This window comes from Steroidobacter sp. (assembly GCF_016790065.1).
In the GTDB taxonomy this organism is placed as follows: Bacteria; Pseudomonadota; Gammaproteobacteria; order Steroidobacterales; family Steroidobacteraceae; genus Steroidobacter.
In genome coordinates, this window is sequence record NZ_JAEUPY010000528.1 from 1 (window position 1) to 17,150 (window position 17,150).

A 17,150-nucleotide genomic window follows, 5' to 3' on the forward strand; every position below is an offset into this window, starting at 1 on the left:
CGTCTGCGAAGAGGCCAAGTGTCCCAACATCGGCGAATGCTGCAACGCCGGAACCGCCACCATCATGCTCATGGTTGCCGATTGTACGCGCGCCTGTCGCTTCTCCGCCGTCGACACCGGCAACCCGCAAGGTTGGCTGGATCACGACGAGCCCGCCAACAGCGCCAGCACCGTCGAGCTGCTGAAGCTCAAGTACGTGGTGCTGCCCTCGGTGAATCGCGACGACCTGGCCGACGGCGGCGCGGCTCATTTCGCCGCTTGCGTGCGTGAGATCAAGCGCATCAATCCGAAGACTGCGGTCGAAGCGCTGACGCCGGATTTCCAGGGTGTGATGGCCGATGTCCAGACCGTGGTCGACAGCGGGCTCGAAGTGTTCGCTCAGAACGTCGAGACCGTGCGTCGTCTGACGCATCCGGTCCGTGATCCGCGCGCCAGTTACGAACAAACATTGGCCGTGCTCGGTCACGCCAAGCAACATCGTCCCGACGTGTTGACCAAGACCAGCCTGATGCTGGGCCTGGGCGAGACCGACGAAGAGATCGAGCAGGCGATGGACGACATGCGAGCGGTGGGCGTGGACATTCTCACGCTTGGCCAATACCTGCGGCCGACCCCGAATCATCTGGCCATCGAGCGCTGGGTCACGCCGGCCGAGTTCGAACGTTATCGCGAATGGGCGCTGGCCAAGGGCTTCCTGGAATGCGTATCGGGGCCGCTGGTGCGCTCCAGCTATCGGGCCGAGCGAGCGCTGGAAAGAAACAATGCGGGACTGAAGCCGGCGGTCGGCAATCCGTGATCGAACCAGTCGTTCGTTGGTTGGGGCCCGTCGAGTACGAGCCCACCTGGCGCGCGATGCAAACGTTCACCAACGAACGCACCGCCGACACTCCCGACCAGATCTGGTTTCTGGAACATCCTCCGGTGTTCACGCTGGGCATGAATGCCTTGCCTGAGCATCTGCTCGCGCCCGGCGACATTCCCGTGGTGCAGATCGATCGCGGCGGACAAGTGACCTATCACGGGCCGGGCCAGCTCGTGGTGTATCCGCTGCTCGATGTGAAACGCTCCGGGCTCGGCGTGCGTCAGTTGGTGATGGCGTTGGAGAGCGCAATCATCGAGCTGCTCGCATCGTGGAACATCACTGCGGTGGCCAAGCGAGAAGCGCCCGGCGTGTATGTAAACGAGCGCAAAGTTGCCAGCATCGGGCTGCGGATCCGTCGCGGCAGCAGCTATCATGGCCTGGCATTCAATGTTGCGATGGACTTGCAGCCGTTCCAACGCATCAATCCCTGCGGCTATCGCGGCCTGGAAGTGACCGACCTGCGCTCGCTCGGGGTGAACGCCACTGTGCAAGAAGTCGCCGAGGCCTTGTCGCCGCGACTGCTGACAGCGTTGCGGTTGACGCCTGGCGTCAGCTAATCATCGACGACTCGGCCACGCCGGGTCTTTTAGTCGCAGGTTCCGTCATGCGCGCAGTCGTGCAAACCAGCTATGGCCCGCCCGTTCAAATCACGGTGCAAGACATCGCCGCGCCGGCGTTGAAACCCGGTCATGTTCGCTTGCGTGTGCACGCGGTGGGCTTTGGATTTCCCGACGCACTGATGGTGGCGGGCAAGTATCAAGTGAAGCCCGAAGTGCCGTACACGCCTGGCAGCGAAGTGGCCGGTGTCGTCACCGAAGTCGCGTCCGATGTGAATGATATAAAGCCCGGCGCGCGAGTGCTGGCGATGGCCGGGCAGGGCGGTCTGGCGGAAGAATGCATCGCGCCGGCGCACTCCATCATTCCGTTGCCTGATTCGATGAACATGGCTGCGGCGGCCGGCTTCCTGGTGAACTACGGCACGACGTATCACGCGCTCGTGCAGCGAGCAAACATTCAGCCCGGAGAAACATTGCTGGTGCTCGGTGCCGCGGGCGGCGTCGGGTTGACTGCAATCGAGATCGGCAAGGCGCTCGGCGCTCGCGTGTTGGCTGCAGCGAGCACGCCTGAGAAGTTGGAACTGGCCAAGAAGCATGGCGCGGACGCCGTGTTCAATTACACCCAGGACACCATCAAAGCCAAAGTGATGGAGTTCACTGGCGACAAAGGCATCGATGTGGCCTACGACCCCGTCGGTGCTGACTTCGCCGAACAAGTCGTGCGCAGCATGGCGTGGAACGGCCGCTATCTAGTCATCGGCTTCGCCGGCGGCAAGATTCCTGCGATCCCGTTGAATCTGCCATTGCTGAAAGGATGCTCGCTGGTCGGCGTGTTCTGGGGCGCGCACACGCGCAAAGAACCGCCGGTGCATGCGGCCAATCTGAAAGCGTTGTTCGAGTTGTTCGAGAGCGGCAAGATCAAGCCGCATGTCACGGAGCTGGCGGGATTGGAGCGCTTTACTGAAGCGCTCGAAGTTCTGAACACCCGCCGTTCGACCGGTAAGGTCGTTATCCGAGTTGCCTCGGATAACTAAACCCTTACAGCGCCACCATCACTCGTTCATGAGACGTGAGTTCGCGATATAGATCGTCGAGCTGTTGTTTGCTCTGCGCGGTGAAGGTGCAGGTGATGCTCAAGTAGCCGCCGCTGCTGCTGGGCCGTTCTTCGATATTGCCGGGCGCGATCGGGCCGGCGTGCTTCTGCACGATGCCCAGCACGATGCTGCGGAAATCGTCGGTCTTGCGCCCCATGACTTTCAGCGGAAACTCGCAGGGGAACTCGAATAGGGTGTCGGAACTGTTGCTCACGTCGCTCATAGGGGCACGATATGAGGCTGCGGCCGCTCTAAGTCAAGCCGCGTTTCACCGCTCAGGCGTGTAGGCGGGCGTTCCGGCCAGCTTCTGGCGCAGTTGCGCGAAAGACGCGGCCAGACGCAGCCACGCGGGGCCGGGTTTGCCGGTGCCGATGGGGGCACCGTCGACGCGCGTCACCGGCACGACGTCGCGAGTGGCGGCAGAAATCCAAACCTCGTCCGCGGCACGCAGTTCGTCGATCGAGACGCTGCGAATTTCTACCGGCATCACGCCTTTGATCAGCGACAACGCCGCATCACGGGTCGTGCCTGGCAGAATCCGATGACTGTTGGGTGGCGTAACCACCGTGCCGTTCTTTACGACGAACACGCTGGTCGATGAACCTTCCATCACGTTGCCGTCGCGCAAGATGAGGGCTTCGTTGGCACCAGCTTCGGCGGCTTGCTGTTTCATCAGCACGTTCGCCAATAACGCCGTGCTCTTGATGTCACATCGGCCCCAACGGAAGTCCTCGACCGTGATCGCCGACAAGCCGGCGGCTCGTTGTGCGTCAGAGAACACGGGAAGCGGCGAGGCCATCGCGAACACCGTCGGTTTGACGACGGCTGGAAACGCGTGATTGCGGCCGAACTCCATACCGCGAGTGACCTGCACGTAGACGTACTGGTCGGCCGCCCCGTTGCGTGCGATCAGTTCTTCGAGAATGCCGCGCCACTGTTCGTGAGTGTGCGGATTCTCGAGCTTGATCTCATGCAGGCTGCGTGCGAGTCGATCGAAGTGCTCGGCGAATAGAAACATCCGGCCGCTGAACACCGGCAGCACTTCATAGACGCTATCGCCGAACAAGAAACCGCGATCCAGCGGCGAGATGCGCGCATCGCGTAGCGCTACATACTCGCCATTGAGATAACACTGCGGCAGCGGCTCAGCCATGGCGGTGGTCTAGACTTTAATTGAACCAGAGTTTGACGTCGTCGCTCAGGCGACCGAAGAAGCCGGCTTCCGGCACTTCCTTGGTCGGGTGCAACGGATAGGTGCCGATGACTTTGTCGCCCAGCGTGATGCGCAGTTGACCGGCAGCCTTGTCCGGCGACAGCGGCGCGAACAGCGGATCCGTCACGTCGGCGGCGGCGCTCAACAGATTTTCCTGACCGCGCGGCACGGTGGCGTAAATGTCTTGCGCCACGCCGAGCGGCACTTCCTCGTCTTCACCCTTCCACACCTTCACCGTCATCACCGGCGCTTTGTTCGCGTACAGCTTGCGGGTTTGATAGAAGTTGAAGCCGTAGTTCAACAACGCGGCGCTGGCGTCTTCACGAGCGCGCACCGACGGCGATCCCATCACCACCGACACTAGGCGCATGCCTTCACGATGTGCCGACGACACCAGGCAGTAGCCGGCCGATTCGGTGTGACCGGTCTTCAAGCCGTCCACCGAAGCGTCGCGATCCAACAGGCCGTTGCGATTCGGCTGAGTGATCTTGTTCCAGGTGAACGAGCGCTGCGAATACCACTTGTAGTAGTCGGGATATTCCTTGATGAGCGCGCTCGACAGCACCGCGATGTCGCGAGCGGTGGTGTAGTGCTCCGGATGCGGCATGCCCGGGCTGTTCTGGAAGCGCGTGCTCACCATGCCGAGCTGTTGCGCGTATTGATTCATCAGGTCGACGAACACCGGCTCGCTGCCGGCGACGTGCTCGGCCAGCGCCACCGTGGCGTCGTTGCCGGACTGCACGATCATGCCCTGGATCAAATTTTCCACGCTGACCTGAGTGCCGACGTGCACGAACATGCGCGAGCCGTCCTGCGAACGCGCGTGCTGACTGATGGTCACCAGATCGGTGAGCTTGATGCGGCCGTCCTTGAGCGCATGAAACACCGCGTAGGCGCTCATCAGCTTGGTGAGGCTGGCGGGTTCGAGCCGCTCGTTCTCGTTGCTGGCGGCGAGCGGTTGGTTGCTGGAATAGTCCAGCAGGATATAGCCGCGGGCCTGCACCTGCGGCGGCGCCGGGATCGGCGGCGGCTTGGTGTCCGAAGCATTGGCCAGTTTAGTCACATCGGGCAGCGGCGCAGCGATGCTGCGTTCGGCGGCCGGCGGCTCGGAATCCGAACAGGCGATCAGCGTCAGTGCGAGCACCAGCGGTGCGGTGAATTTCAGCAGAGAGGTGGGCGTGCTTACAGGCATGGAGATGTCATCAAACAGGTCAGGCGGGGCGGATTCTACCCATCCGACTTGCGTGAAAGTAGGCGAATTGTGGCAATCGCCGGCTCGCGCCGGAGCGCGTGCTCAATTGGCGGCGAGACGAGCGTCGGGGAAGCCCAGCATACGCAGCCGCTTCACGACTTTATCGAACTCATTGACGTTCGGAATCGGGCCGACACGCACGCGATACATTGGCTTGCCGTCGACTTGGTCTTCACGCACGAACGCGTTGGTGACGCCTTTAGCTCGTAACTGACCGAGCAACTTGGTGGCGTTGGCCTCGGTGCCGAATGCGCCCGCTTGTACATACAAGTCCGACGTAGCTGGCGGTGCTGCGGGCGGCGAGTCCTTTTGCATCGGCGTCAGCGCACGCACTTCGACGAAAGTGGTGCCGGCCTTGAGCATGTCGAGCTTGGCCGCGGCCGTGTAGGAAAGATCGATGATGCGGCCTTCTTTGAACGGGCCGCGATCGTTGACCCGCAACACCACGTGCTTGCCGTTGCTCAAGTTGGTGACTTGGACATACGCCGGCAGCGGCAGAGTTTTGTGGGCCGCGGTCATGGCGTACATGTCGTAGCGTTCGCCATTGGAAGTGCTGGCCGCATGAAAGCCTGGGCCGTACCAGGAAGCGACGCCGCGCTCCAGATAACCCTCAGCACTGTTCATGACGAAGTAACGCTTGCCCAGCACATCGTAGAACGCTGGATTGCCGCGCGCCGAGCGGGGCTCGTTGCGAGGCACGGGATCGGGAATGCTTTCAATATCCGCCGGGATGGGCGCAGGCGGCGGCAACGTCGGCGTGGGATGTTTGGTCGGGTGAAACGGCGTCGAGCCGCAGCCGGCGACCAGCACAGTCAAAGCGGCGACCAATGCGAGCGGAATCCATTGCAGAGTCGAGGATCGCCGGCGCTGCGTCCTCATCTCTCGGTATCCCTCATGAAGTTCTGAATGGCTTCGCCCAAGTCATGTACCGCCATGGCATACATCGGACTGCGGTTGTAACGCGTGATCACGTAGAAGTTATTGAACCCGACTCGATACAACGGCCCGTCCTTACCCTGACCGACCACCAGCATGGCGGGCGCGGTCGGCGGCAGGTTGGTGTCGAACTTCACGCCCTTGTCGCGTAATGATTGCACGGTTTCGTTCAATGCCAACTTGATGTCAAACCGCGACATGTCCGGGTTGTCGAGCGTGGCCGTCACCACCACTTGCTGGCCGTTCACCCAGCCGTGATCGGTCAGATAGTTGGCGATCGAGCCGATCACGTCGTCCCAGCTGTGCCACAGATCGCGATGACCGTCGCCGTCGCCGTCCACTGCCCACTTACGGTAGCTGGAAGAGATGAACTGCGCCGCGCCCATGGCACCGGCATAGGAGCCGAGCACGGTGGCCGGATCGACTTTTTCTTCGCGCGACAACAGCAGGAATTCCTTCAGCTCGCCGAGGAAGAATTCGCCGCGCGGCGGATAGTCGAAGCCCAGCGTCACCAGCGCATCGAGCACTTTGTACTTGCCGGTGATGCGGCCGAACGAGGTTTCCACGCCCAGAATGCCGACCGCGACGTCGGCCAATTGCGAATCGGGAATCTGTTTTAGCTTTTCGCCATGCCCGAGCCAGAAATCCGCACCCTGATGAATACGCTTTTCGGTCAGGAACCGATCCCGATATTCGTGCCACGGCACCACGCGTTCGGCGGGCCGGCTGATGGCATCCAGAATGGGTTGTTTGGTTTCGGCCGTCTTCAGCAGCGCTTCCAGCTTGGCTTTCTCGAAGCCATGCTCACGCGTCATGGTCTCGATGAAGGAGCGCACTTCCGGGCGTTTGATGTCGAAAGCCTGAGCGTCAGGTGCGCCTAGCAACGATGCAACGGGCAGCAGCGGCCACAGGGATAACAGCTTCAATCTCAACGGCTCACCAGTTTCCGCTTGGCGCACAGGGACATCAGAATACCGAAACCCGCCATGAGGGTCACCATCGCAGTACCGCCATAGCTGACGAACGGCAGCGGCACGCCGACCACGGGCAACAAGCCGGTGACCATGCCGGTGTTGACGAACACATACACACAGAACGTCAACGCCAGACTGCCCGAGGCCAGTCGCGAGAAAGTGTCGTGCGCAGTGGCCGCCAAATACAGCGCGCGACCGATGACGAACATGAACAGCAGAATGACGGTCACCAGCCCGATCAGGCCCCATTCTTCGCCGATCACGGCGAAGATGAAGTCGGTGGAACGTTCCGGCAGGAATTCCAGCTGCGCCTGGCTGCCGTTGAGATAGCCCTTGCCGAACGCGCCGCCGGAGCCGATGGCGATTTGCGATTGAATGATGTGATAGCCCGAGCCGAGCGGATCGCTTTGCGGATCGAGGAAGGTGAGCACGCGTTGTTTTTGATAGTCGTGTAGCAAGAAATGCCACGCGCCTACCGCGACCGGAATCAGCAAGCCCACCACGCTGAGGATGTAGCGCAGCTGCAGGCCTGCCATCAGCACCACCATGCCGCCGCCGGCCGCGACCAGCAGCGACGTGCCGAGGTCCGGCTGCTCAGCAATCAACAACGTCGGCACGCCGATGCCCAGCGCCAGCACCATCAGCGAGACGAAGCTTGGCGGCAGCGGCCGTTCATGCAGGAACCAGGCGCAGGCCAGCGGCACGGCGAGCTTCATGATTTCGGAAGGCTGGAAGCGCACGAAACCCAGATCGAGCCAGCGCTGCGCGCCCATCGCGATGTCGCCTTGGAACATCACCGCCAGCAGCAACAGCAGCCCGAGCACATAAGCGACCGGCGCGGCGTTACGAATGATCCGTGGCGGCACCTGAGCCAGCATGATCATCGCGATCAAGCCGAGCGCGAAGCGCATCAACTGGGCTTCGAGCATGTCGAGACTGCTGCCCGAGGCGCTGAACAACACGATGCTGCCGACCGCACCGACCATGCACAGTGCGATGAACAGCGGGCCGTCGAGATGCAACGCCAACAGCAGGCGCGCAGTGCCAGTCAGCGTTCGCTGAGTGCGCGATGAATCGAGCGCGTCGATGCTGCTCATTCGTTTGCTCCACGAGGCGTCGCGGTCGGCGGCGCAGGCTTACGCTTGGCCTCCTGTTCGGCGAACTGCTCGGGTGTCAGCAGGTAAGTATCCAGAATGCGGCGTGCGATTGGCGCGGCGAACGCAGAGCCGCCGCCCGGCGCGTTTTCGACGACGATGGCGACCGCGATGCGCGGCGCTTCGACAGGCGCGAAGGCAATGAACAACGCGTGATCTCGCAAGTGTTCGGCCAACTCGCCGGCTTTGCGCACTCGCTCGTTGGCGGCGACGGTGAACACCTGCGCGGTGCCGCTCTTGCCCGCGATTTTGTACATCGCATTTGCGGTTGCGCCACGTGCCGTTCCGTAAGGCGCGTTCGCCACGTCGTACATGCCGCCGACAGCAATTTCCCAAGCGCCCGGATCGTTGACGTGCACCGACGGTAGCTTCGCCGGCTGGAGCTCCGACACTTCGCCGGTGGTGACATTACGAATCGCGCGCACCAGTCGCGGTTTGAAGCGCAGACCGCGATTGGCGATGGTGGCAGTGGCATGCGCGAGCTGCAAAGGCGTGGCAGTCATGTAGCCCTGGCCGATGCCGATACTGATGGTATCGCCGGGGAACCACATCTGCGCTTCCTTGCGGCGGAAGGCTTTCTTTTTCCATTCGGTGGAGGGCAACAGGCCGATCTTTTCGCCCGGAATGTCGATGCCGGTGATGGTGCCCATGCCGAACTGCGTCAGATAGTCGTGGATCCGATCCACGCCCATTTGATTGGCGATGTCGTAGAAGTACACGTCGCACGACGTGGCGATGGCCTTGCGCATGTCGACGGTGCCGTGACCGCCAGGCTTCCAGTCACGCCACGGTCTGCTGACGCCAGGCATGCGCCACTGACCGCGACAGAAGCGCGTGTTCTCCGGAACCATCACGCCGTATTCGAGTGCGGCCATCGCCATCATCGGTTTGACGGTGGAGCCGGGCGGATACACGCCGCGAATCACGCGGTCGAACATCGGCCGATTCGGATCTTCGGTCAGCGCCAGATACTCGGGACGCGTCAAACCGCGAGCAAACAAATTCGGATCGAACGCCGGCGTGCTGACGAACGCGATGATGTCGCCGTTGGTCGGATCGATGGCCACTGCCGAGGCCCGTTGGCCGCGCACCGCTTCTTCGGCTGCCTGCTGGGTGCGCATGTCGATGGTCAGGAACAAGTCGTTACCGGCGACCGGCTCCTTGCGCTCGAGCTTGGCCGCTTCGTTGCCGATGCGTTCGACGCTGCGACCTTGCGCATTCACCAGCAATTGCTGGAAGCCGGCGCGGCCGTGCAGCTGACCTTCGTAGGCGTACTCGACGCCGTTCTTGCCGGTGAGTGTGGTGCCGGCGTAGTCGTCGATGTTGAGGCGCTTCTTGTCGTCTTCGCTGATGGCGCCGACGTAACCGAGCGCGTGCACGCTGCTTTCGGCGAGCGGGTAGTAACGAGTCAGACGCGGACGAATTTCGACGCCCGGGAACTGATGGCGACGCGCGGCGAAGCGTGCGAGCTCGGTCTCAGTGAGCTGCAACTTGATCGGCACGGCGTCGAAGCTGCGACGGCCGCGCAGATCGCGCTTGATGCTGGGAATGCTTTCCTTGTCGATCAGCCCGATCTCGGCGATGCCGAGCAACGTGGCATCGACGTCGGCGACCTGTTCCTTGGTCAGTTCCAATTGATAGGACGGCGCGTTGGTGGCCAGCGGCAAGCCGTTACGATCCAGGATCAGGCCGCGATTGGGCGGGATGGGCTCGATGCGGATCCGGTTACCTTGCGACAGCGCGGCGAAGTAGTCGTACTTGACCACCTGCAGCCACACCAATCGCGAGATCACCAGGCCCATGGCGATCACCATGAGCACAGCCGCGATCACCGCACGCTGTTCGAACAGCTGCGTTTCGGATTGATGATCCTTGATGCGGACGGAGCGAGCCATCGCTACAACCGGCGCGTTACCGGTTCCTCCGATTCCAAGTGTCGAGCACCGCGACCAGTAACGGCCACAGCAGCGCGCCGCTGATTACTGGCAACCAGCGCGTCCAGGTCGTCACCGGTTGGCCGATGATGCCATCCAGCCAGAACACCAGGAACTGATACACGGCCAGGAACGCGAAGACCGTCAAAGACTGCTGCGACAGCGGCCAGATGCGCATCCGCAATTGCAGCTTGTGGGTCATGTAAGCGACCACCAGGAAGGCGAAGGCGTGCTGGCCGAGAATGATGCCCTTGAGCACGTCGATGGCCAGGCCGCACAACCAGGCGAACAGCAGGCCGGCGATGCGCGGTGCGCTCAAGGCCCAATAGATCACCAGCAACAACAACAAGTCAGGCCGGGCCGCATTGATGGGCTCGGGCAACGGCAGCACGGCGAAAATAAGCGCCAGGATCACCGTGCCGGTGACGCGCAGGCGACTGATGCGACCGTCACTCACGAGGGCAAATCCGAGCCGGGCTGGTGAGAGAGAGCGTCATTGCTGTGGCGATTGAGGCTGCGGTTGCGCGGGCGGCGGAGTCGTCTGGGTCGGCGCCGGAGCGGGCGCTGTGGCAGTCGGCGGCCGAGTTGCCGGATTGGTGGTCGCTGCCGGGGTTTCGGCAGCAGCGGCCGGTTTAGCTTCAGCGGCGGCCGGCTTGGGTTTGGCGTCCTTGGCGGGCGCTTCCACTTGCGGGGCATCGGCCCACAACAGCAGCACTTCGCGGTCGCGATCCAACTGTGCCAACGGCTTGGCTTCCACCAGCGCGAAGGTATCGGCCGGATTACGTTCCACTTTGCTGACCTTGGCCACCGGATAACCGGCCGGGAAAATGCCATCCAGGCCCGAGGACACCAACAAGTCGCCGCTCTTCACGTCCGACTCGACCGTCATATAAGGCAGGCTGAGCTTGCCCAGATCGCCGGCGCCGACCGCGATGGAACGGATGCCGTTGCGGTTCACCTGCACCGGAATGGCATGCTCGGCATCGCTGATCAGAATCAGCGTGGCGGTGTATTTATCGACCTGAACCACCTGGCCGACGATGCCGAACGCATCCAGCACCGGCTGGTTCTTGAACACGCCGTCTTCGGCGCCCTTATTGATTCGCACTCGGTGCCGGAACGGATCGACATCGACGCGCATGATCTCCGCGATCATGGTGCGGCCACCGACGCCGGCCGAAGCCTCGCGCACGGCGCGCAATCTCACGTTCTCTTCGCGCAGCGAATCGAATTGCAGCAGCTTGACCCGCGCCACCCGCAGATCTTCGGACAGCTGGGCATTCTCGACCCGCAGGTGGGAGCGGTCGGCAAAACTGCCGGTCAGCCAGTCCCAGGCCTGGCCCGGGGTCTGCACGACGGCATAGATAGGAGTGGCGGCCGCGCCCATCCAGAGCCGCACGGTCTCCAGATAGTTACTGCGATGGTCCAGCATCATGGTGCCGATCGACACCAGGCCTAGAAAAAACAAGCCGGCGCCGAGCGGTGGGCCTCGGCCAATGATGTTCCGGCTATCGGAGCTGAGCGTCACCATGGCGGCGGAAGTGACAGGTGACTAATGATGAATGAATGCCAAGAGGTTCGCGGGCGCGGTGCCGTTCGGTTTCTCGAGCAACTGTGAACTCTATTCCAGATTGAACAGGGCCGGGCCGTGCTCGTCGATCAGCTCGAGCATGCGACCGCCGCCGCGGGCCACGCAGGTCAGCGGATCTTCCGAGACCACCACCGGCAAACCGGTCTCTTCCATCAGCAACTTGTCGATGTCGCGCAGGAGCGCGCCACCGCCGGTGAGCACGATGCCGCGTTCGGCCACGTCGGCACCCAGTTCGGGCGGCGTCTGTTCCAGCGCCACTTTGACCGCGCCGACGATGCCGGCCAGCGGTTCCTGCAACGCTTCGAGGATTTCGTTCGAATTCAGCGTGAAGCTGCGCGGCACGCCTTCGGACAGGTTACGGCCCTTCACCGAAATTTCGTTCACCTGCTGGCCGGGATAGGCCGAGCCGATCTCGATCTTGATCTTTTCAGCGGTGGCTTCGCCGATCAGGATGCCGTAGTTACGGCGCACGTAATTAATGATGGCGTCGTCGAAGCGATCGCCGCCGATACGCACCGATGACGCGTAGACGATGCCGTTCAACGAAATGACCGCCACTTCCGAGGTGCCGCCACCGATGTCGAGCACCATCGAACCGCGGGCTTCGTGCACCGGCAAGCCGGCACCGACCGCAGCGGCCATGGGTTCTTCGATCAGGCGGACCCAGCGGGCGCCGGCGCCTTCGGCCGATTCCTGAATCGCGCGACGTTCCACCTGGGTCGAGCCATACGGCACGCAGATCAGTACGCGCGGGCTGGGACGCATCAAGCGATTGCCGTGCACCTTCTCGATGAAGTACTGCAACATCTTTTCGGTGACGGTGAAGTCGGCGATCACGCCGTCTTTCATCGGCCGAATCGCGGTGATGTGGCCGGGCGTGCGACCCAGCATGTTCTTCGCTTCTTGACCGACTGCCTCGATCTTCTTGCCGGCGCGGCCGGGCTCTTCACGAATTGCGACCACCGAAGGCTCGTTCAGCACGATGCCCTTGCCGCGCACATAGATGAGGGTATTTGCTGTGCCCAGATCGATCGAAAGATCGTTGGAGAAATACCCGCGGAGGTTTTTAAACATGGTTGTTGTGCGTCGAGCGTACGGGTCGACAGGCGCGAGGAGGGGCAAAAAAGTTGCGGTACTCTAACAACGGGTTTCCCATAGCACAAGCTTTCAGGTGTATGATTAGCCCGCATTTTTCCAGGGATTTTTGCGGTCTTTTTCTTCTCTCGATCTTTCCAGCGGAATCTTCTCGCCCATGAGTCTTACTCGTCACGATGTGGAGAACATCGCGCACCTGGCTCGCCTCGCGCTCACCGAGGAGCAGTTGCCCGTATATCAGGACAGCTTGTCGAAGATCTTCGACTTGGTCGCTCAGCTCAACGCCGCGGACACCGCGTCGGTGCAGCCGATGGCGCACCCGCTCGCCGATCAGGTGCAGCGTATGCGTCCGGACGAAGTGCTGGACGTCGACCAACACGCCAAATACCAGCGCAACGCGCCGCGCGTCGAAGCGGACCTGTACCTCGTGCCCAAAGTGATCGAGTGAGCCATGACTGAATTGCATCGTCTGACGTTGGCCGAGCTCAACGAGGGATTGCGGGCGCGCCGCTTTTCCAGCGTCGAGCTGACCAAGCACTTCCTGGCGCGCATCGAGCGCTTGAATCCGGCGCTGAATGCGCTGATTACCGTGACTGGCGACCAGGCCCTGGCGGCGGCGCAACGTGCCGACCAGCAGCTGGCCTCGGGCGAGGCCGGCGCGCTGGCCGGTTTGCCGCTGGTTCATAAAGATATTTTTTGTACCGACGGTGTATTGACCACGTGCGGTTCGCGCATGCTGTCCAACTTCGTGGCGCCCTATGACGCCACCATCGTCGAGCGCCTGTCGCAGGCTGGCGTCGTCATGCTGGGCAAAGCCAACATGGACGAATTCGCCATGGGCTCGTCCAACGAGACCAGCTACTACGGCCCCGTGAAAAATCCCTGGGACCTGAAAAAAGTACCGGGCGGCTCGTCGGGCGGTTCGGCGGCGGTGGTTGCAGGCCGGCTTGCGCCGGTGGCCACGGCGACCGATACCGGCGGTTCGATTCGTCAGCCAGCCGCGTTGACCGGCCTGACCGGCTTGAAGCCCACGTATGGACGCGTATCCCGGTACGGAATGATCGCATTCGCCTCCAGCCTCGATCAGGCCGGCACGCTGACCTTCACCGCCAAAGATGCGGCGCTGGTTCTGCGCGACATGGCCGGCTTCGATCCGCGCGATTCCACTAGCGTCGATACGCCGGTGCCTGACTACGTCGCGGCACTCGATCAGCCCCTGGCCGGCTTGAAGATCGGTCTGTTGAAAGAGTTTTTCGAAGGCCTGGAAGCGGCCACCGCCCAGCTGATTCGCGAAGCCCTGCAGGTGTATGAGCGGCTCGGCGCCAAGCTGATCGAAGTGAGCTTGCCCAACCTGCCGTTGTCCGTGCCCACTTATTATGTGGTCGCGCCGGCGGAGTGCTCGTCGAACTTGTCGCGCTTCGATGGCGTGCGCTTCGGTCATCGTTGCGAGAATCCCAAGGACCTGCTCGACCTGTACAAGCGCTCGCGTGGCGAAGGCTTCGGTGCCGAAGTCAAACGCCGCATCATGACCGGCACCTATGTGCTTTCGGCCGGTTACTACGACGCTTATTACTTGCGCGCGCAGAAAGTGCGGCGCTTGATCACTGACGACTTCGCGCGCGCCTTCCAACAGGTCGACGTGTTGATGGGGCCGACTTCACCGACCACGGCGTTCGATATCGGCGCCAAGGTGGACGATCCCATCACCATGTACTTGAACGACATCTACACCATTGGTGCCAACCTCGCGGGCCTGCCGGCCATGTCGATTCCGTGTGGCTCCATTGGTGGCTTGCCGGTCGGATTGCAGATCATCGGTCCGCACTTCGGCGAAGCCAAATTGCTCAACGTCGCGCACGGCTATCAGAACGAGACGCTGTGGCACCGAGACATTCCTAAAGGTTACGAATGATGAGCTGGGAAACAGTCATCGGTCTGGAAATTCACGCGCAGCTGGCCACGCGTAGCAAGATCTTTTCCAGTGCCGCTACCGCTTACGGCGCCGCGCCAAATGCGCAGGCCAACTTGGTGGATCTGGGTTATCCCGGCGTGTTGCCGGTGTTGAACCGCGATGCTGTGCGCATGGCAGTGAAGTTCGGTCTCGCTGTGAATGCCGAGATCTCGCCGCGTTCCATCTTTGCGCGCAAGAACTACTTCTATCCCGATCTGCCCAAGGGCTATCAGATCAGCCAGTACGAGACGCCCGTGGTCGGCAAGGGCTCGATGCCCATCCTGCTCGAGGATGGTTCGGTCAAAGTCGTCGGCATCACGCGCGCGCATCTGGAAGAAGATGCGGGCAAGTCGTTGCACGAGGATTTCCAGGGCGCGTCGGGTATCGACTTGAATCGCGCCGGCACGCCGCTGCTGGAAATCGTTTCCGAGCCGGACATGCGTTCGGCCAAGGAAGCGGTGGCGTATCTGAAGAAGATCCACACGCTGGTGCGCTATCTGGAAATCTGCGACGGCAACATGCAGGAAGGTTCGTTCCGCTGTGACGCCAACGTCTCGGTGCGCCCGGTCGGCCAGGAGAAATTCGGCACGCGCTGCGAGATCAAGAACCTGAACTCGTTCCGTTACATCGAAAAGGCCATCAACTACGAAGTGGCACGCCAGATCGAGGAGATCGAGGCCGGTCGTAAGATCAAACAGGAGACCCGCCTGTTCGATCCCGACAAGGGCGAGACCCGTTCGCTGCGTTCCAAGGAAGAAGCCAACGACTATCGCTACTTCCCGGATCCGGATCTGTTGCCGGTGGTGATCGAGAAGGCGTTCATCGACAGCGTGCGCTCGACGCTGCCCGAGTTGCCGGACCAGAAGGCGGCGCGTTACATCGAGAAGTTCGGCTTGTCGGCTTATGACGCTGGCGTGCTGACCGCGAGCCGCGAGATGGGCGACTACTACGAAGCCGTGCTGGCGGCGTTGAAGTCCAAGAATCTGGAAGGCAACGAGAAGCTCGCGGCCAACTGGACCATGGGTGAGCTGTCGGCCGCGCTCAACAAGGACAGTGTCGAGGTCACGCAGTCCAAGATCGACGCCTCGCGCTTGGCAGGTTTGTTGGCGCGCATTGCCGACGAGACCATTTCCGGCAAGATCGCCAAGGAAGTGTTCGAGGCCATGTGGGCCGAGGGCCAGGATGCCGATGCCATCATCGACGCCAAGGGCCTGAAGCAAATCACCGACACCGGCGCCATCGAAAAGACCATCGACGAGGTCATGGCCGCCAATCCCAAGCAGTTGGCGGACTATCGCTCCGGCAAGGACAAGCTGTTCGGCTTTTTCGTCGGCCAGGTGATGAAAGTCACCGCCGGCAAAGCCAACCCGGCGCAGGTCAATGACCTGTTGAAAAAGAAGTTGGCGGGCTAATTTAGGGGCGGATGAGTACTATCATCCGCCTTCCCGTTGCTTCGACCGACGCCCCCGCCATGCACGATCGCGATTGCCTGCACAGATTCCTGTTCGAGCACTATCCGATTCGCGGGCACATCGTGCACCTGGATGCTTCGTGGCGGGCGTTGCTCGAGCATCGCGACTATCCGACCGTGATCCGCGACACCCTCGGCGAGGCGGTCGCTGCGTCGGTGCTCCTGTCCGCTACGCTCAAGTTCGAAGGCATGCTCAGCTTGCAGTTGAAGGGGCAGGGGCCCATGCATTTGATGCTGGCTCAGTGCTCCGATGCGCTCGGCGTGCGTGCCGTTGCTCGCTACAAAGAGGCAGAGGCGTTCGAGCCGAATCTTGCGTCGTTGTCCGGGGAAGGGACGCTCACCGTGACGGTCGAGAACGAGGACCTGTCGCAGCGTTATCAGGGCATCGTGCCGTTGACCGGCGATCGGCTGTCGGATTGTCTGCGTGCCTATTTCGAGTCGTCGGAGCAGTTGCCCACCCGGCTGTGGCTGCATGCCGATGAGAATGGCGCATCCGGGTTGCTGTTGCAGCGGCTGTCGGATGATTCGGTGAAAGATCGCTCCGGCGCGGCGCTGCGAGAGGTCGATCGAGCTGAGATCGACGATGCTTGGAATCGAGTGCAGTTGCTGGGCGATACCTTGAAGCCTGAAGAACTGCAGACCCTCAGCGATCGCAATCTGCTGCGGCGTTTGTTTGCCGAAGATGATGTTCGGTTGTTCGAGCCTGCTCCTGTTTTCTTTCGCTGTCGCTGTTCTCGCGAACGCGTTGTTGGGATGCTTCGCGCGCTCGGGCCGGATGAAGTGCGGTCGGTGCTGGCTGAGCAGGGGCATGTTGAGGTTCGCTGCGATTTCTGTAATCGCGCCTATCGGTTCGACTCCGTCGATGTTGAGCAGCTTTTTTCCGGTGCTGCCGCGCCGTCTGCCGACGGCTCGGAACGTCGTCACTGAGTTTCGGAGGCGTCAGTGGCTCGCGCCGGCGGGCGGATAACTCTGACGCTCTTTCGGCTGTTCTCTTCCCGTGGGAAACGGCTTTCTCTTGCCGAGCCGACAGCTAACCACAGCGGCATGCTATAGCTACGCTCTCTAG

The 17,150-nt window shown here is 61.9% G+C and carries 17 protein-coding genes; 7 read left to right on the forward strand and 10 right to left on the reverse strand.

Annotation, left to right across the window (positions count from 1 at the left end):
- The 3 genes from lipA to JNL55_RS21915 all read left to right on the forward strand — a co-directional run.
- Positions 1–796, forward strand: a 796-nt coding sequence (lipA, locus tag JNL55_RS21905) for a lipoyl synthase (protein ID WP_293858893.1), incomplete at its 5' end; no start/stop codon positions are given.
- The gene (lipB, locus tag JNL55_RS21910) at positions 793–1,419 is read left to right on the forward strand and encodes a lipoyl(octanoyl) transferase LipB (RefSeq protein ID WP_293858896.1); all 627 of its coding nucleotides are present in this window, start codon (positions 793–795) and stop codon (positions 1,417–1,419) included. The genes lipA and lipB, both read left to right, overlap by 4 nt.
- Positions 1,420–1,466: 47 nt before the next feature.
- The gene (locus JNL55_RS21915) at positions 1,467–2,453 is read left to right on the forward strand and encodes an NADPH:quinone oxidoreductase family protein (RefSeq protein WP_293858899.1); all 987 of its coding nucleotides are present in this window, start codon (positions 1,467–1,469) and stop codon (positions 2,451–2,453) included.
- A 4-nt stretch (positions 2,454–2,457) separates the two neighbouring features.
- Here JNL55_RS21915 and JNL55_RS21920 read toward each other — a convergent pair whose 3' ends face one another.
- The 10 genes from JNL55_RS21920 to JNL55_RS21965 all read right to left on the reverse strand — a co-directional run bounded on the left by JNL55_RS21920 (position 2,458) and on the right by JNL55_RS21965 (position 12,641).
- Positions 2,458–2,736: a YbeD family protein gene (locus tag JNL55_RS21920; RefSeq protein ID WP_293858902.1), complete on the reverse strand. Its 279-nt coding sequence runs from the start codon at positions 2,734–2,736 to the stop codon at positions 2,458–2,460.
- Between the two features lie 45 nt (positions 2,737–2,781).
- Positions 2,782–3,654 carry a D-amino acid aminotransferase gene (locus JNL55_RS21925; protein WP_415923136.1) on the reverse strand — a complete coding sequence of 291 codons (873 nt, stop codon included), beginning with the start codon at positions 3,652–3,654 and terminating at the stop codon, positions 2,782–2,784.
- Between the two features lie 28 nt (positions 3,655–3,682).
- Positions 3,683–4,918 carry a D-alanyl-D-alanine carboxypeptidase family protein gene (locus JNL55_RS21930; protein WP_293858907.1) on the reverse strand — a complete coding sequence of 412 codons (1,236 nt, stop codon included), beginning with the start codon at positions 4,916–4,918 and terminating at the stop codon, positions 3,683–3,685.
- A 102-nt stretch (positions 4,919–5,020) separates the two neighbouring features.
- Entirely contained in the window at positions 5,021–5,857 is an 837-nt protein-coding gene (locus JNL55_RS21935) for a septal ring lytic transglycosylase RlpA family protein (RefSeq protein ID WP_293858910.1), read from the reverse strand.
- The gene (mltB, locus tag JNL55_RS21940) at positions 5,854–6,840 is read right to left on the reverse strand and encodes a lytic murein transglycosylase B (RefSeq protein WP_293858912.1); all 987 of its coding nucleotides are present in this window, start codon (positions 6,838–6,840) and stop codon (positions 5,854–5,856) included. The genes JNL55_RS21935 and mltB overlap by 4 nt, the downstream gene beginning before the upstream one ends.
- A gap of 2 nt (positions 6,841–6,842) precedes the next feature.
- Positions 6,843–7,985 carry a rod shape-determining protein RodA gene (rodA, locus tag JNL55_RS21945; RefSeq protein WP_293858915.1) on the reverse strand — a complete coding sequence of 381 codons (1,143 nt, stop codon included), beginning with the start codon at positions 7,983–7,985 and terminating at the stop codon, positions 6,843–6,845.
- Positions 7,982–9,937 carry a penicillin-binding protein 2 gene (gene mrdA / locus JNL55_RS21950; protein ID WP_293858918.1) on the reverse strand — a complete coding sequence of 652 codons (1,956 nt, stop codon included), beginning with the start codon at positions 9,935–9,937 and terminating at the stop codon, positions 7,982–7,984. The genes rodA and mrdA overlap by 4 nt, the downstream gene beginning before the upstream one ends.
- 16 nt (positions 9,938–9,953) lie before the next feature.
- Complete coding sequence (mreD, locus tag JNL55_RS21955) at positions 9,954–10,433, reverse strand: rod shape-determining protein MreD (protein ID WP_293858921.1); 480 nt, start codon at positions 10,431–10,433, stop codon at positions 9,954–9,956.
- 36 nt (positions 10,434–10,469) lie between these two features.
- Positions 10,470–11,507, reverse strand: coding sequence for a rod shape-determining protein MreC (gene mreC, locus JNL55_RS21960; protein WP_293858924.1), 1,038 nt, complete (start codon positions 11,505–11,507; stop codon positions 10,470–10,472).
- A 90-nt stretch (positions 11,508–11,597) separates the two neighbouring features.
- The gene (locus JNL55_RS21965) at positions 11,598–12,641 is read right to left on the reverse strand and encodes a rod shape-determining protein (protein ID WP_116812772.1); all 1,044 of its coding nucleotides are present in this window, start codon (positions 12,639–12,641) and stop codon (positions 11,598–11,600) included.
- Positions 12,642–12,819: 178 nt separating this feature from the next.
- Between JNL55_RS21965 and gatC the strand changes: the two genes are divergently transcribed.
- The 4 genes from gatC to hslO are packed head-to-tail and all read left to right on the forward strand — an operon-like array spanning position 12,820 to position 17,011.
- Entirely contained in the window at positions 12,820–13,110 is a 291-nt protein-coding gene (gatC, locus tag JNL55_RS21970; protein WP_293858932.1) for an Asp-tRNA(Asn)/Glu-tRNA(Gln) amidotransferase subunit GatC, read from the forward strand.
- A 12-nt stretch (positions 13,111–13,122) separates the two neighbouring features.
- A complete protein-coding gene (gene gatA / locus JNL55_RS21975) occupies positions 13,123–14,574 on the forward strand; it encodes an Asp-tRNA(Asn)/Glu-tRNA(Gln) amidotransferase subunit GatA (RefSeq protein WP_415923137.1) in 1,452 nt (483 codons plus the stop codon).
- On the forward strand, positions 14,574–16,025 hold the full coding sequence (gatB, locus tag JNL55_RS21980) for an Asp-tRNA(Asn)/Glu-tRNA(Gln) amidotransferase subunit GatB (protein WP_293858938.1): 1,452 nt from the start codon (positions 14,574–14,576) through the stop codon (positions 16,023–16,025). The genes gatA and gatB overlap by 1 nt, the downstream gene beginning before the upstream one ends.
- Positions 16,026–16,036: 11 nt before the next feature.
- Complete coding sequence (gene hslO, locus JNL55_RS21985; RefSeq protein ID WP_293858941.1) at positions 16,037–17,011, forward strand: Hsp33 family molecular chaperone HslO; 975 nt, start codon at positions 16,037–16,039, stop codon at positions 17,009–17,011.
- The last annotated feature ends 139 nt before the right edge of the window (positions 17,012–17,150 follow it).

What these genes read in the sequence shown, in the direction of transcription:
- JNL55_RS21915 (WP_293858899.1), top strand. Translation starts at nt 1,467, where the DNA reads ATGCGCGCAGTCGTGCAAACCAGCTATGGCCCGCCCGTTCAAATCACG.
- JNL55_RS21920 (WP_293858902.1), bottom strand. Translation starts at nt 2,736, where the DNA reads ATGAGCGACGTGAGCAACAGTTCCGACACCCTATTCGAGTTCCCCTGC.
- JNL55_RS21930 (WP_293858907.1), bottom strand. Translation starts at nt 4,918, where the DNA reads ATGCCTGTAAGCACGCCCACCTCTCTGCTGAAATTCACCGCACCGCTG.
- JNL55_RS21935 (WP_293858910.1), bottom strand. Translation starts at nt 5,857, where the DNA reads ATGAGGACGCAGCGCCGGCGATCCTCGACTCTGCAATGGATTCCGCTC.
- rodA (WP_293858915.1), bottom strand. Translation starts at nt 7,985, where the DNA reads ATGAGCAGCATCGACGCGCTCGATTCATCGCGCACTCAGCGAACGCTG.
- mrdA (WP_293858918.1), bottom strand. Translation starts at nt 9,937, where the DNA reads ATGGCTCGCTCCGTCCGCATCAAGGATCATCAATCCGAAACGCAGCTG.
- mreC (WP_293858924.1), bottom strand. Translation starts at nt 11,507, where the DNA reads ATGGTGACGCTCAGCTCCGATAGCCGGAACATCATTGGCCGAGGCCCA.
- JNL55_RS21965 (WP_116812772.1), bottom strand. Translation starts at nt 12,641, where the DNA reads ATGTTTAAAAACCTCCGCGGGTATTTCTCCAACGATCTTTCGATCGAT.
- gatC (WP_293858932.1), top strand. Translation starts at nt 12,820, where the DNA reads ATGAGTCTTACTCGTCACGATGTGGAGAACATCGCGCACCTGGCTCGC.
- gatB (WP_293858938.1), top strand. Translation starts at nt 14,574, where the DNA reads ATGAGCTGGGAAACAGTCATCGGTCTGGAAATTCACGCGCAGCTGGCC.
- hslO (WP_293858941.1), top strand. Translation starts at nt 16,037, where the DNA reads ATGAGTACTATCATCCGCCTTCCCGTTGCTTCGACCGACGCCCCCGCC.